The sequence below is a fragment of the Lederbergia citrisecunda genome (assembly GCF_018343695.1).
Lineage (GTDB): Bacteria > Bacillota > Bacilli > Bacillales > Bacillaceae_C > Lederbergia > Lederbergia citrisecunda.
Genome location: NZ_JAGYPJ010000001.1, coordinates 1,706,761 through 1,721,850 on the forward strand (window position 1 = coordinate 1,706,761; position 15,090 = coordinate 1,721,850).

Annotated in this window: 15 protein-coding genes; 1 reads left to right on the plus strand and 14 read right to left on the minus strand. The window is 37.9% G+C overall.

The genetic code is table 11. The features are described from left to right. Nucleotides 1–296 precede the first annotated feature (296 nt). The 8 genes from KHA93_RS08585 to rpsU all read right to left on the minus strand — a co-directional run bounded on the left by KHA93_RS08585 (nucleotide 297) and on the right by rpsU (nucleotide 6,612). A complete protein-coding gene (locus KHA93_RS08585) occupies nucleotides 297–1,268 on the minus strand; it encodes a PhoH family protein (protein ID WP_213110365.1) in 972 nt (323 codons plus the stop codon). A gap of 3 nt (nucleotides 1,269–1,271) precedes the next feature. Further along, nucleotides 1,272–2,459 carry a sporulation protein YqfD gene (gene yqfD / locus KHA93_RS08590; RefSeq protein WP_213110366.1) on the minus strand — a complete coding sequence of 396 codons (1,188 nt, stop codon included), beginning with the start codon at nucleotides 2,457–2,459 and terminating at the stop codon, nucleotides 1,272–1,274. Nucleotides 2,460–2,470: 11 nt separating this feature from the next. Continuing rightward, complete coding sequence (yqfC, locus tag KHA93_RS08595) at nucleotides 2,471–2,755, minus strand: sporulation protein YqfC (protein ID WP_213110367.1); 285 nt, start codon at nucleotides 2,753–2,755, stop codon at nucleotides 2,471–2,473. A gap of 220 nt (nucleotides 2,756–2,975) precedes the next feature. Further along, nucleotides 2,976–3,452 carry a YqfB family membrane protein gene (locus KHA93_RS08600; RefSeq protein ID WP_213110368.1) on the minus strand — a complete coding sequence of 159 codons (477 nt, stop codon included), beginning with the start codon at nucleotides 3,450–3,452 and terminating at the stop codon, nucleotides 2,976–2,978. A 32-nt stretch (nucleotides 3,453–3,484) separates the two neighbouring features. Beyond that, the gene (gene floA / locus KHA93_RS08605; RefSeq protein ID WP_432806344.1) at nucleotides 3,485–4,483 is read right to left on the minus strand and encodes a flotillin-like protein FloA; all 999 of its coding nucleotides are present in this window, start codon (nucleotides 4,481–4,483) and stop codon (nucleotides 3,485–3,487) included. A gap of 44 nt (nucleotides 4,484–4,527) precedes the next feature. After that, complete coding sequence (locus tag KHA93_RS08610; RefSeq protein ID WP_213110369.1) at nucleotides 4,528–5,829, minus strand: NfeD family protein; 1,302 nt, start codon at nucleotides 5,827–5,829, stop codon at nucleotides 4,528–4,530. 149 nt (nucleotides 5,830–5,978) lie between these two features. Next, nucleotides 5,979–6,425: a GatB/YqeY domain-containing protein gene (locus tag KHA93_RS08615; RefSeq protein WP_213110370.1), complete on the minus strand. Its 447-nt coding sequence runs from the start codon at nucleotides 6,423–6,425 to the stop codon at nucleotides 5,979–5,981. Nucleotides 6,426–6,438: 13 nt separating this feature from the next. Beyond that, the gene (gene rpsU / locus KHA93_RS08620; protein ID WP_057983047.1) at nucleotides 6,439–6,612 is read right to left on the minus strand and encodes a 30S ribosomal protein S21; all 174 of its coding nucleotides are present in this window, start codon (nucleotides 6,610–6,612) and stop codon (nucleotides 6,439–6,441) included. 312 nt (nucleotides 6,613–6,924) lie between these two features. Here rpsU and KHA93_RS08625 point away from each other — a divergent pair, with 312 nt between their 5' ends. After that, nucleotides 6,925–7,851, plus strand: a complete 927-nt coding sequence (locus tag KHA93_RS08625; RefSeq protein ID WP_213112838.1) for a Na/Pi symporter — start codon at nucleotides 6,925–6,927, stop codon at nucleotides 7,849–7,851. A gap of 2 nt (nucleotides 7,852–7,853) precedes the next feature. On the opposite strand, the gene deoC is transcribed toward KHA93_RS08625, so the two are convergent. The 6 genes from deoC to dnaK all read right to left on the minus strand — a co-directional run bounded on the left by deoC (nucleotide 7,854) and on the right by dnaK (nucleotide 15,076). Then, nucleotides 7,854–8,525 (minus strand): deoxyribose-phosphate aldolase, encoded by a 672-nt coding sequence (gene deoC, locus KHA93_RS08630; RefSeq protein WP_213110371.1) that lies wholly within the window; start codon nucleotides 8,523–8,525, stop codon nucleotides 7,854–7,856. A gap of 352 nt (nucleotides 8,526–8,877) precedes the next feature. Next, on the minus strand, nucleotides 8,878–10,230 hold the full coding sequence (gene mtaB / locus KHA93_RS08635) for a tRNA (N(6)-L-threonylcarbamoyladenosine(37)-C(2))-methylthiotransferase MtaB (protein WP_213110372.1): 1,353 nt from the start codon (nucleotides 10,228–10,230) through the stop codon (nucleotides 8,878–8,880). A gap of 4 nt (nucleotides 10,231–10,234) precedes the next feature. Further along, on the minus strand, nucleotides 10,235–10,987 hold the full coding sequence (locus KHA93_RS08640; protein ID WP_213110373.1) for a 16S rRNA (uracil(1498)-N(3))-methyltransferase: 753 nt from the start codon (nucleotides 10,985–10,987) through the stop codon (nucleotides 10,235–10,237). An 11-nt stretch (nucleotides 10,988–10,998) separates the two neighbouring features. After that, entirely contained in the window at nucleotides 10,999–11,937 is a 939-nt protein-coding gene (gene prmA / locus KHA93_RS08645) for a 50S ribosomal protein L11 methyltransferase (RefSeq protein ID WP_213110374.1), read from the minus strand. A gap of 30 nt (nucleotides 11,938–11,967) precedes the next feature. Beyond that, entirely contained in the window at nucleotides 11,968–13,089 is a 1,122-nt protein-coding gene (gene dnaJ / locus KHA93_RS08650) for a molecular chaperone DnaJ (RefSeq protein ID WP_213110375.1), read from the minus strand. Nucleotides 13,090–13,234: 145 nt separating this feature from the next. Next, nucleotides 13,235–15,076: a molecular chaperone DnaK gene (dnaK, locus tag KHA93_RS08655; RefSeq protein ID WP_213110376.1), complete on the minus strand. Its 1,842-nt coding sequence runs from the start codon at nucleotides 15,074–15,076 to the stop codon at nucleotides 13,235–13,237. Nucleotides 15,077–15,090: the final 14 nt, after the last annotated feature.

The window sequence follows — 15,090 nt, forward strand, 5'->3', positions numbered from 1 at the left end:
CCATACCCCATTATTGCTGACTAAATTCAGCATTATATTAAAATAATAACAGTTTTATAAAGCGAAAACACTCGAATTTTGTAATTGCTATTAAAATAAGCACTCTTCTATATATTAAGACGAAATGAATCAAAAAAAGTTCCTTAGAAAAGACGAAAGGAGTTCGAATTGGACAATAAATTAGATACTGCTATTTTTAAATCTCATTTTTAATTTGATACTATTTTTGGAGCGAGATCATATATAACAGATTGAGAAAAAATGAAAACCCCGCTATATAACGGGGTATGAATAGATTATCCAGGTAAGGAATCATGTCCCTCAAATGCTTCAATGATTTTGCCAACTAACGGATGTCTGACAACATCACTTTGACTAAGGTGAATAAACGAGATTCCAGGTACTCCATTTAAAATAATTTCTGCAGCCATTAATCCAGATTTTGCTCCTTTAGGTAGGTCTACTTGAGTAGAATCCCCTGTAATGACCATTTTTGATCCAAGTCCTAGGCGTGTCAAAAACATTTTCATTTGTGCCTGAGTTGTGTTCTGAGCCTCGTCCAAAATAACGAAAGCATCGTCTAATGTCCTTCCTCTCATATAAGCGAGTGGTGCAATTTCGATTGTTTCACGATCAATTAGTCGCTGTGTATGTTCTGCTCCTAAAACATCATGTAATGAGTCGTATAATGGACGTAAGTAAGGATCTACTTTTTCTTTTAAATCGCCAGGTAAAAAACCTAGGCTTTCCCCTGCTTCAATGGCAGGTCGTGTAAGAATGATTTTATTCACTTTATTATTTTTCAATGCATTCACAGCCATTACCACTGCAAGATACGTTTTTCCTGTTCCAGCTGGTCCAATCCCAAATACGAGATCTTGCTTACGTATGGCATCAATATACTGACGTTGTCCCAATGTTTTTACACGAATAGCTTTCCCTTTCGTATTCCGGGCAATTTCTTCTTCAAAAAGTTCGGTAAAATACTCGATTCGATTTTGTTTAGCCATTTTTGCAGCATAAGCAACATCTCTCTCGCTAATATGAATACCTCTCCGAATGACGTTTAGAAGCTGCTTTATTGTATCTTCTGCTTGCTCGATTGCTGATGGTTCACCAGATAAATTTACTGTTTCCCCTCTCGTTACAATTGTTACGTTAAATTGTTCTTCTAGCAATTTCAAATTGACATCTGCGTTTCCAAATAATACAAATGCCTCATCTTGATTTTCTATTTCAATTTTTGCTGTAGTAATTTCTGTTGACATTCGCTAGTCTCCTTGAATGATTGGTCTTTCCTCCGCAATATTTTCAATAACTTGAAAATTTATTGATATTTTAACTTTACCATTGTCAACTTCTTGTTGCAAAATATATTCTCCATCAACACGTGCTTCAGCAGGTATATTATTCTCCAAATCCCTTCTTGCTAATTCTTTTGCTGCCTCAATCGCTTCCTCCTTCGTCAAAGAACGTGGCAAATTTTCATTTTCTCTTATTGTTCTCTCGGAATAAACTATCGGAAGCTTCCATCCTAAAAAATATAGATCATGATCAATGGTATCTATCTCATATTGTTTAAAATCCACCTTTTTAAACCCCCAAAAAGGTAACTTTAATTTACCTATAACAACATAATGTCTTCTAATTTCTTCTCCACTATATACTTTAAAATTTGATTTTAAAGGGAATTCAACTTTCGTATTATACCAAGTAATACCCCAAACTTCCCCAGTAGCCGATACAAGTTTTGGCTTTGCTTCATTGCCAATTACGCCTGATACGAGAAGTTGTCCTTTTTCTACGTACTGATTAATTTTCACCATGGATTTTCCTTTTTCAACGAACACATCAGCAATAATAGCTTTTTTCTTAGCAACTAAATGGCTCGGACTTTTTAACTCTGGTTTTTTAGGTTCATTTTTTTGTACTACATTGAAATGGAAGGTTGTCCCTTTTAATTCCACACCTATCCATGTAATGTTATCAATTTTTTCGGTTAACTTTTGCTGAATGACATCTGGTTTATCGTTTAGCAAATGGAGAGAACCAACCTTAATGCCTAGATGTGTCAATTCTTTTCTCATTTTATGTTCAGTTTCAGGGTCTGCCCCCTTAATCTCAATTCCCCATGTAATATTTGATAGAATAAAGGCAATAAGGAAAAATAATACGATTCCTATTAGAAAACCACTATTTTTAATCGCTCTTCTCCATAAAAATGGTAAACCTTCACCTCGAATAAATGTAATCGAGCAATCCACTTTACGAGCAGCATTTCGAAATTTATGTAAATCCGGAAGAGCGATATAAAAAAGGACAGCTCCATTTTTCCTTTTTCTCACTTTCCACATGATAAGACCTGATTGAGCAAGTCGATTGATCAACCGCTCAATCCCTCTACCGTCTACTTTTACTAACACTCTTCCAGTAATAAACGACAACCACTGATTCTTCAACTATGCCACTCCTATTCGTCTAAATAATGGACTTCTTCTATTTTTCCTTCAAGTAATAGTTCATCTGGTAAAATTGTCTTGATGACAAAAGAATTTCCTTTTATAAGCAGTTGCCCTTGTTTTAACAATAGACGCAATTCCTTATCTGTAAAAACGAGAAGTCCTTTATGATTTTCAATATAAATGTGCAATTGTCCAACAATCGTTACTCTTGGCAAATCCATGACTACGTCTGCAGGAAGTTCCGTTTTGAATGCCATCCATTTTCGTAATTTGTTGGTCCATTTTTTGGCCATAAAAAAGAACCCCCTTTCCTCTCATATGTATGAGTGGAAAGAGGGTTTCATCACACTTTCTTATCAGAAAAGCGCCTGAGCTCTTATCATCGAAGTACATCCTCACTGGATGCTGGGCTGTCGAAGTTGGCGTGGGACGTTGCAGTCTTAGTCGACGGCTGATTACGCTAAACACCGAAAGCCTAATGATTAGTGCCTTTATATATAATAATTTATTCCCTTATAAACGTTTTATCTTTTCATAAGGTTTTAATGATCGAGGAGGTCCGAGTACCTCCGACATAACAATCCCTTTTAGAATATCATTCGCTTGAAATTGAAATTCTGGGACTTGTTCATGTTTATTATGTTGGTCGACCTGTTTAATTGTTTTCGCTCGCATCCGGTGCTTTTCTTCTTCTACCTTCAACTCTTCCAATTTTTTCTTTAGCTCTTCTTGCTTATCATTAACAGTTGGTTGAGTCTTTGTAATAAGAATATCAGCTACCTCTTTTAAATTACGAGCTTTCGTAAGCTCAGGAAATACTTGCTGCATTGGCTTAACAGGTTCTTCCTCTTGTTCAAAGTATGTTTGTATCGGCCTTGCAACTGGCGGGGGCATACGATGCTCCCGCTCCTCTTGTTGATTCGTGCCGCTTTTACGTTTAAAAATAAAACTGATTGCAGCTACTAGTATAAACAATAAAAATGTTTCCAAAGGAGTTACCCCCTTTCAATTCACGATACATATTATTCTGGCTTATTTTTATCTACTGGTTTTGTCATTTTCCCAATGGAGTCGCGCATATCAGTATCGGCTCCAATATTTTTCAATGAGAAGTAGTCCATAACACCTAAGTTTCCTGATTTCAACGCTTCTGCCATCGCTTGAGGAACTTCCGCTTCAGCCTCAACAACCTTCGCTCTCATTTCTTCAACGCGAGCCTTCATCTCTTGCTCATTTGCAACAGCCATCGCTCTTCTTTCTTCTGCTTTCGCTTGAGCAATTTTTTTATCAGCTTCAGCTTGGTCAGTCTGTAGTTGCGCTCCAATATTTTTACCGATATCAACGTCAGCAATATCAATCGATAGAATTTCAAAAGCTGTACCGGAATCTAAACCTTTTGATAGAACTGTACGGGAAATCATATCAGGATTTTCAAGGACCTTCTTATGATTATCACTGGAACCAATAGTGGAAACAACACCTTCACCTACACGGGCGATAACTGTATCTTCCCCAGCACCCCCTACAAGGCGTTCAATGTTAGCTCGTACTGTAATACGGGCTTTCGCTTTTACTTCAATACCGTCCATCGCAACACCCGCGATAAATGGTGTTTCGATAACTTTAGGGTTAACACTCATTTGGACAGCTTCTAACACGTTACGACCAGCAAGATCGATCGCTGCTGCACGTTCGAAAGTCAATTCGATGTTTGCACGTTGAGCCGCAATTAACGCATTGACTACCCTATCAACATTACCCCCTGCAAGATAATGACTTTCAAGCTGGTTTGTAGTTACTTTAATTCCTGCTTTATGCGCTTTAATCAATGGGTTGACAACTCGACCGGGAATAACCCTTCTTAATCTCATCCCAATTAACGTGAAAATTCCAATTTTAACTCCTGCCGCAAGGGCGGAAATCCACAGCCCGATTGGTACAAAAGTAAATAATACTGATAGTACAATGATTCCGATTACGATTGCTACAATTGCAAAAATCATTTCTGGACCTATTACCATACCTAATGCCATTCCGTTACCTCCTAGTTCTCAAAAAAAGTCGCTTATAATTCCCTTACTACGATGCGTGAACCTTCTACTTTCACGACTTTCACTTTTGTATTATTTTCGATAAAACTTCCTTCAGCAACTACATCAAGACGTTCTTCGTCAACTTTTACTGTGCCTGAAGGTCTTAAAGGTGTAACCGTAACCCCTTCACGCCCAATCAGTTCAAGACGATTCACATTTGAAACGTAGCCACTTTCTGTGTTTGTTGAATCAGTTAGGATAAGCTTCTTAAATATATTCATCCGTTTACCAAACACCTTTAACATTATAATAATTGCTAAAATGGATAAAAATAAAGCAATGACGATGGAAATGGCCATGTGTAATAGATTCCCACCTGCCATGATGATACTGCCGATTACAGCTACCGTTCCAAGTAGCCCGGCGATTCCACCCGCTAGAAAAAATTCCGCTGCGATCAAAATAATCCCTAATACAAATAGTATGATGGATTCATATCCAGCCAGTCCTGCAACATAATGTCCGAAGAAGAAAAGCAGCAGTGCACTCAAGCCCATCGCTCCTGGCACCCCAAACCCAGGTGAATATAATTCAAGCACAAGTCCCAAACTAGCTATTGATAGAAGAATGGGAACAACAACAGGGTGCGTAATAAATCTTGCAATTTTTTCAGCAAAGGTCAATTTAACTGTGTGAACATTGGCATCTTCAAAACCTAGTTTAATGAGAAGTGCATCTAAATTTTTTACGGTTCCTTCTGAGTAGTGCACTTGTACAGCTTGTTCAGCAGTAAGTGTCAATAGCTTTCCATTTTCTTTTAAATCAGGTAAGTCGATACTTTTAGTCACCATCGCTTTTGCAATTTCAGGATCACGTCCATGATCTTCCGCCACACCAGCCATTGCAGCTAGCCACATACTCTCCGCTTTTTCTCCCGCAGTATTACCAGACCCGTCAATAGGAGCAGATGCTCCCATAGTAGCAGTTGGTGTCATATAAATCTCATCTGAGTGAAACGCAATATATGCCCCTGCAGAAATAGCCAAAGGATTCACAAATGCTACAGTATCAGTATTCGTATTGGAAATTAAATTTCCTATTTTAAGGGCAGCGTCAACACTTCCTCCAAGAGTATCCATGTCAAAAATAATTAAATCTGCATTATTTTCTTCTGCTGTATTAATTGCTCTGTTCAAATACGCATATAATCCTTGTTCTACTGTTTCATCAATTGGTATTACATAAACGTTCGCTCCTTTGCCATCTGCTTGTGCAGGCAGTACAGATAGTATAACCGCTGCTAACATACAAATAGCAATTAACACTCTTCTCATCCAATCCCCCCTTCCGAAGCGTTTATAACAGTAATACGAATAAAATCAGATAAAGATTCAAAAAGATTATGGATTCTCTTTTTATTATACCTGAAAAATGTAAAAAAGCCGACAAGCATTACAGCTCATCGACTTTTCTTGACTGTTTATTACGATAAATGCCGTTGGACAAGCTTACTTACGAGTGATCCGTCTGCCTTTCCTTTTACTTTTGGCATAAGAATACCCATTACTTTGCCCATATCAGTTTTTGAAGTTGCACCTGATTGGGAGATTGCCTCTTTCACAAGTGATTCTACTTCTTCTTCTGATAATTGAGGTGGCATATATTTTTCCACAAAAGCTAGTTCCTGTTGAACTTTTTCGACTAGATCATCACGATCAGCTTTTTGAAATTCAAGGAGGGAGTCTTTGCGTTGCTTTACTTCGCGAGAAAGGACTGTCAATTCTTCTTCTTCCGATAATTGTTGTTGGCCAAGCTTTATGGCTTCATTTTGCAAGGCTGCTTTCATCAAACGGATGACGGAGAGTTTTTCTTTTTCTTTATTCTTCATCGCTTGTTTCATATCTTCGTTTAAACGCTCAAGAAGACTCATATTTACACCCTCTTTAGAACTTACGCTTTCTGGCAGCTTCTGATTTTTTCTTACGTCTTACGCTTGGCTTTTCATAAAATTCGCGCTTTCTGTATTCTTGTAAAGTCCCTGTTTTAGAAACTGTACGTTTGAAGCGGCGAAGAGCATCTTCAAGCGATTCGTTTTTACGAACTACTGTTTTTGACATCTCTCTTTCCCTCCCTCCGAACATAGCAATAACATGTTCATACATGGAAACCATGTACTTTGCAATTATAATATAAGGTTTTTGACAGGTCAACAATCTAATTTAATGAAAAGCGCAAGTATCGCGACGTTAATGGACAAGTAAGCAATTTTAAACGCTGTAAGTCCGCTTTTAGACTTATGCGTATGTCAAAAATCTTAAACCTGTGGCTCTTGATTCATAAAAAATATATACAATTTTTAACTTTGCATAAGTGAGACTTCGAGCATGTCTAACAATTACAATCATATATTTATTTTAGAGGTGAAGGACATGCTCTATATTCTTTTATTTATCATTCTTGCTGGGTGCTTTTTACTTGGGATGACGATGATGAGAATCGGTCTTTTTAATTTATCCGGAAGTACTATGGAAAACTGGCTTCAAAAAATGACGAGAACTCCCTTTTTAGGGTTTCTTGCAGGCATAGGTATGACTATTGTCCTCCAAAGCAGTTCGGCCGTAACAGTTATTGCCGTGGGCCTCGTGTCTGCTCGAATCCTCTCTTTTCCACAGACCATTGGAATTATTTTAGGAACGAATATTGGTACAACGATTACATTGGAGTTTTTTACATTTGATTTATCAAAAATTATTTTACCACTCCTAGGTATCGGATTGGTTCTCCAATTTTTTAGAAATATAAAAGTAAAAAGCAGCAGCTTTATTTTACTTGGGATCGGTATTATTTTCGCATCAATGAATGGGTTTGAATGGTTATCTGGCCCACTAGCAAACATTGAATACATAGATAAGTTAATATATGTTATGAAGGATCATTCTGTTATTTCTTTTCTGATCGGAACTATACTGACGGCTATTATCCAATCGAGCACAGTCATGACAGGTATAGCGATGAGCTTTCTAACTGTTGGAACATTGCCATTAGAAACCGGAATTGCCATTATGATTGGTGCTAATATAGGGACTTGTGCGACAGCTTTATTTGCATCCATTGGTACTGGACGAGAAGCAAGACTGACGGCCTTTGCCCATATTTGGTTAAATGTTGGGGGTGCGATATTATTTTTCCCCTTCATTTCATTTTTGGCGAATTTCAGTCGTCTTCTTGCGGTTGATCCTCATACTCAGCTAGCTCATGCAAGTGTCATCTATAATGTTGTATGCTCACTTGTTGTTTTACCTTTTGCAAAGGAATTTGCACATTTTATTATGACATTGCATGGAAAGAAAACGTAGACTTAGTAATTTCCGTCTCCAGATAATCCTTCCATAATGGCAACTCCTGAACTTGCCCCAATACGTGTAGCACCTGCATGAATCAGGTTATGAACATCATCGATTGTTCGAACTCCACCTGATGCTTTTACTCCTAGTTCTAGACCTACCGCTTTTCTCATGAGTTCGACGTCTTTTACAGTGGCACCGCCTGTTGAAAAACCTGTTGACGTTTTTACGAAATCTGCACCTGCCTGTTTAGAAATCTTACATGCGTTTTCCTTCTCTTGATCTGTTAAGAGGGATGTTTCAATAATCACTTTTACTAATGCTTTTCCTTTTGCTGCTGCACAAACTGCTGCTATATCTCGCTCAACAAGATCAAAGTTTTCATCTTTTAGAGCACCAATATTCAGAACCATATCTATTTCACCGGCTCCGTTATCAATTGCATTTTTAGTTTCAAATGCTTTTACTTCAGGAGTTGTTGCCCCTAAAGGAAAGCCAATGACCGTACATACTTTTACAGGTGTTTCTTTTAATAAGCTTGAAGCGTACTCAACCCATGTAGGATTCACACAAACAGAGGCAAAATTGTATTTTTTTGCTTCTTCACATAATGTAGTAATATTTTCTTTTGTTGCGTCAGCCTTTAAAAGAGTGTGATCAATATATCGAGCAATATTATTTACCATAATTAACAAGCTCCTTTACTTAGATGTGATATATTTTTTATTTATATTATCATGAATATAGGCTACCCCAAAATAATAAGGGATAGCCTTTTAGGAATGTTGATTTCTTCTGAGGCGCTCGCTTTCCGCCGGAAATTCACTTGCCACTAAGAGCAAGGTAGACAATGCACTGGAGACATCTCGACGCATACGCGCTTTCGGGTCCTCCTGTTAACAGCTTTTCCAGAGGAGTTTCTCGCATTCCTCTTCTATCAACTTATCGGCAAAAACAAAATTTAGATTTAAAAAACCAATAGAAAGTAAAAAGTCATTAAAATTTTCTCTACTTTCCCTCTAAGCCTAATCTTTTTTCTTAAATCGCCCTTGAGTTTTCTTCAGATACATCTTCCATTACTCTTACGAACTGACCTTCGTTATAAGGGTAGCCAGCTTTAGTAATTTTTACTTTTACAAGCTTACCGACCATATCTTCTGAAGCAGGGAATACTACTTTCAAATAATTATCGGTATACCCTTCGTATAGCCCACTTTCAGGATTTTCTTTATACTTTTCTTCTGGAATTACCTCTAACACATCATTTTCAAAATTTGATGCGTATTCTTTTGCTAACTGGTCAGATAATGTAATTAATCTGTGAACTCGATCATTTTTAATATTTTCATCGATTTGATCCAGCATTCTGGCAGCAGGTGTACCAGTACGTTTGGAATAAGGGAATACGTGTAATTCTGAGAATTTATGCTTCTTAATAAATTCATATGTTTCCATAAATTCTTCTTCCGTTTCTCCTGGGAATCCTACAATGACATCTGAGGTGACGGCCAATCCAGGAAGCGCCTTTTTAAGTAATTCCAAACGTTCAGCAAAAAATTCCATCGTGTATTTTCTGCGCATTCTTTTTAAAACTGTATTTGAACCAGACTGAAGCGGAATATGCAAATGCCTTACGACTAATTTTGATTTATCAATTACATCGATCACTTCATCTGTTAATTGACTTGCTTCAATAGAGGAGATTCGAATACGTTTTAAACCTTTTACTTGAGATTCCAAATCACGTAGTAAGGCAGCAAGATTATAATCTTTCATATCTTCTCCATAACCGCCTGTATGGATTCCAGTTAAGACAATTTCCTTATATCCGGCATCAACAAGCTGTTGTGCTTGGCGAATGACTTCTTTTGGATCACGTGAGCGCATTAAGCCACGAGCCCAAGGAATAATACAAAACGTACAAAAATTATTACAGCCCTCTTGAATTTTTAATGAAGCACGTGTCCGATCTGTAAAGAAAGGAACATCAAGCTCTTCATACACACGATTTTTCATGATATTGCCGACGCCATTAATCGGCTGACGCTCTTCTTTGTACTGTTCTATATAATCAAGCATTTTAGCACGGTCCTGAGTTCCAACGACTACGTCAACGCCTGGTATTGCCATGATTTCTGCTGGAGAAGTTTGAGCATAACATCCAGTAACACAAATAACGGCATCAGGGTTTTGTCTGATGGCACGACGTATGACTTGACGGCTTTTTTTATCACCTGTATTTGTAACGGTGCAAGTATTAATAACGTATACATCGGCATTGCTTTCATAATCAACGCGTTCATACCCTTGATTTTTAAATAGTTGCCATATAGCTTCGGTTTCATAATGGTTTACTTTACAGCCCAGTGTATGAAATGCTACAAGAGACATAAAATCACCTCATTAATTCAAATTGATAAGAAATAGCGGTTAATGCGTATAGTGGTGCGGTTTCTGTTCGTAATATTCTAGGTCCAAGTCCGCACGTTTCAAAACCATGAGATGTAAGTTCATCTTTCTCAGGAACTGTAATACCACCTTCAGGACCAAAAATGATCAATATTTTATCATTAGGCTTTGCAGATTGAATGATTTTTACAAAGTTGCTATTCTCGCCTTCCTTTGCCGATTCCTCATATGCAACGATTTTCCAATCAAATGTAGAGCTATAATGGATAAGCTCGTTAAATGTGTACGGACTATGAACGACTGGTAAAAATTGGCGATGTGATTGCTCTGCTGCTTCTTTCGCAATCTTTTTCCATCTTTCAAGCTTTTTAGCCTCTTTCCTACTTTCCCATTTTACTACTGAGCGAGTTGCAATAAAAGGGATAAATTCTGATGCTCCTAATTCAGTCCCTTTTTGGATAATCCATTCTAATTTATCCCCTTTAGGCAGGCCGCTCGCAATTGCTACATAAACAGGAAGCTCTTTGTCCTCTTTTTCTAATTCATGTATATCTGCTTCTAAAAAGGAATCTGATATTTGGCTAATTTTTACTGATGCTGCGTTTCGATCGTTAAAAACAACCCAAAACATATCCTTTTCTTTCATCCTCATTACTCTAGTAATGTGATGAAAATCTTCACCCGATATTCGGACAGATTTTTGGTTGTTAAAAGCTTCCTTTAAAAAATAGCGTTGCATTCTGCCACCTCTTATAAACGCTTTGCAATGAAAGCAACCCAGTCTTCCATCATTAATGTTTCTACAATTTCAAAACCAGCAGCCATAATGGCTTCTTTTACTTCAATTTTTTTAGGTTGAATGATTCCCGATGTTATGAAGTAGCCACCTTGTTTTACAATAGATGCGGCATCGTCTGTAAAACGAATAATAACGTCAGCTAAAATATTGGCTACAATAATATCAGTCTTACTCTCTATCCCTTCAAGCAAGTTTCCTTGACGAACTTCAATTAGTTCCGAAACATGATTTATTTCAATATTTTGTTTTGCAGCTTCAATGGCCACTTCATCTAAGTCTAAAGCTAATACGTGCTTTGCACCCAATAAAGCTGAAGCAATACTAAGAACTCCCGAACCTGTTCCTACATCAATTACGTTTTGGCCTTTTTGAACAGTTTTTTCCAATGCTTGAATACACATGACTGTAGTAGGGTGCGTCCCTGTACCAAAGGCCATTCCTGGATCAAGTTCAATAATAAGTTCGTCACTGTTTACACGTTGATAGTCTTCCCATGTTGGTACAATGGTAAAAGTCTCGGATATTTTCACAGGGTGGTAATATTTTTTCCACGCCGATGCCCAATCCTCCTCTTTAACTTCAGTAGTCGTAACCTGATTCATACCAATATCAATATTGTACTTTACGAGATCAGTGATTTCCTGTTTGATTGAATCGACGGTTTCACTAATAAAACTATTTACAGGTAAATAAGCTTTAATGATGACTCCTACTTCTGGATAATCCTCAGGATTCAAATCGTATATTTCACCAAACCAATCTTCTCTTTCCTTTGTCAATTCTGACGGATCTTCAATCACAACACCGCTTGCTCCTGCTTCATGAAGAATATTGGAAATAGGTTCGATTGCCTCATTAGTAGTATGGATACTGATTTCACTCCACTTCATAAAAAAACCGCTCCAATCTCATTCAAATCATCAACTTTTAAAAGCACGTTTTACTTTATCAAAGAAACTTTCATGGTGTTCATCAGGAGTGTCTCCACTTATATCAGCAAAATCTCGTAGCATCTGCTTTTGTTGTTCAGTAAGTTTCGTAGGTGTTATAACCTTAACATGAATATGCTGGTCACCTGTTCCATATCCTCTAACATTATGCACACCTTTTCCACGAAGTCGGAAACGTGTTCCTGTTTGTGTACCTGCAGGAATCTTTAATTTTACTTTGCCGTATAAAGTAGGTACTTCTATTTCATCTCCAAGAGCCGCTTGTGCAAATGTAATCGGCATTTCACAATAAATATCGTCACCTTCACGCTCGAAAAATTCATGAGTCTTTACATTGAAAACAACATAAAGATCTCCAGGAGGTCCTCCGTTAATACCTGGTTCTCCTTCGCCTGATACGCGCATTTGCTGGCCATCGTCAATCCCTTGAGGAATTTTAACATTAATTTTCCTGCGTTTTCTTACTTTTCCATCTCCGCCGCATGTCCGGCATTTATCTTTAATCAATTTACCGGTTCCATCACAATGATTACATACTCGACGATTGACAATCCGACCGAATGGAGTATTTTGTTCTACATTAAGCTGACCGCTTCCGTGGCAATGCGGACATGTATCCGGTGTAGTTCCCGGTTTTGCTCCACTTCCATTACAAGTGTCACATGTTTCTTCTTTCGGTATTTCAATAATTGTCTCTTTACCAAACGCAGCTTCTTCAAAAGTTAATGTCATCGTATATTGAAGATCAGAACCTTGTCTTGGAGCGTTAGGATCTCTGCGTCCGCCGCCCCCAAAGAACGTATTAAAAATATCTTCAAACCCACCGAAACCGCCGAAATCTGCTCCCCCAAAACCGCCTCCGCCAAACCCTTGAGGTCCTTCATGGCCAAACTGGTCATATTGAGCGCGTTTTTGGTCATCGCTTATTACTTCATACGCTTCTGTTATTTCTTTGAACTTCTCATCAGATCCAGGTTCTTTATTAATATCTGGATGATATTGTTTCGACAAACGTCTATATGCTTTTTTTATCTCATCTTTTGTGGCGCTTTTCGATACCCCGAGCACCTCATAATAATCCCTTTTACTCATAAAAACACACTCCCGAGTCCTTTTCACATAAAGTATATTTTATCACAAATCGTATAGTGATTAAAAGTGAAGATTAATCTGACAAATAAAACGGATTAGAAAAGCCAAAGCCGTTTATATTGGCTTTGGCTTTTTCGAACAAGAATTATTTGTTATCGTCATCTTTAACTTCTTCATATTCAGCATCAACAATATTGTCGTCGCCATTATCTGTGTTCTGGCTTCCTGCTGCTCCTTGTTGTTCCTGTGCTTGTTTTGCCGCTTCTTCATATAGCTTCATGGAAAGATTTTGTACAATTTCTTGTAGAGCGTCTTTCTTTTGACGGATATCGTCTAATTCGTTTTTCTCAACGGCAGCTTTTAACGCATCTTTTGCTTCTTCTGCTTTTTTCACTTCAGCTGCATCTACTTTACCTTCTAGATCTTTCAATGTCTTTTCAGTTGTAAAAATCAGTTGGTCAGCTTCGTTGCGAAGTTCTACTTCTTCTTTACGCTGTTTATCGGCTTCTGCATTATCTTCCGCCTCGCGCACCATACGATCAACTTCTTCTTCTGAAAGTCCAGATGAAGATTTAATAGTAATATTTTGTTCTTTCCCTGTTCCTAAATCTTTTGCACTAACATTCACAATTCCGTTTTTATCGATATCGAATTTTACTTCAATTTGCGGAATTCCACGTGGTGCAGGTGGAATATCTGACAATTGGAAACGTCCAAGCGTTTTATTATCTGCAGCCATCGGACGTTCACCTTGAAGTACGTGAATATCTACTGCAGTTTGACTATCAGCAGCAGTTGAGAACACTTGCGCCTTTGAAGTAGGAATAGTAGTATTTCGATCAATCAATTTCGTAAATACGCCACCCATTGTTTCAATACCAAGGGATAGTGGTGTTACGTCAAGAAGAACAACATCTTTTACATCTCCTGTCAACACTCCACCTTGAATAGCTGCACCCATTGCAACAACTTCGTCTGGGTTAACCCCTCTATGAGGATCTTGACCTGTTTCCTTGCGGATTGCTTCTTGTACAGCAGGAATTCTAGTAGATCCACCTACAAGAATAACTTTATCAATCTCTGAAGCAGATTTACCAGCATCTTTTAATGCTTGGCGAGTAGGTCCCATTGTTCTTTCTACTAAATGAGAAGTTATTTCGTCAAATTTAGCACGTGTTAGCGTAATTTCCATATGAAGTGGACCAGCTTCACCAGCAGTAATAAATGGCAATGAAATTTGAGTTGAAGTTACACCAGAAAGATCCTTTTTCGCTTTTTCTGCTGCATCTTTCAATCGTTGTAATGCCATTTTATCTTTAGAAAGATCAATTCCGTTTTCTTTACGGAATTCCTGTACGAGGTAATCAATGACGACTTGGTCGAAATCATCCCCACCAAGACGATTATCTCCCGCTGTAGCTAACACTTCAAATACTCCGTCACCTAATTCCATAATGGAAACGTCAAATGTTCCCCCACCAAGATCATAAACTAAGATTGTTTGATCTTCGTCCGTTTTATCGAGACCATATGCAAGTGCAGCAGCAGTAGGTTCGTTAATGATCCTTTCTACTTCTAAACCAGCAATTGTTCCAGCATCTTTTGTTGCTTGACGCTCAGCATCGTTAAAATAAGCAGGTACTGTAATAACTGCTTTATCTACTTTTTCTCCAAGATAATCTTCTGCATACGATTTTAAGTACTGAAGAATAGCCGCAGATAGCTCTTGAGGAGTATACTCTTTTCCTTCAATTTCTTGTTTATACTGTGTACCCATATGACGTTTAATGGACATGACAGTATTTGGATTTGTAATAGCTTGACGCTTTGCTACTTCACCAACTTGTCTTTCTCCATTTTTAAATGCGATTACTGATGGTGTTGTTCGATTTCCCTCAGGATTTGGGATTACCTTTGGTTCGCCACCTTCTAGTACCGCAACACATGAGTTTGTGGTTCCTAAGTCAATACCAATGATTTTACTCATATATTTTACCTCCC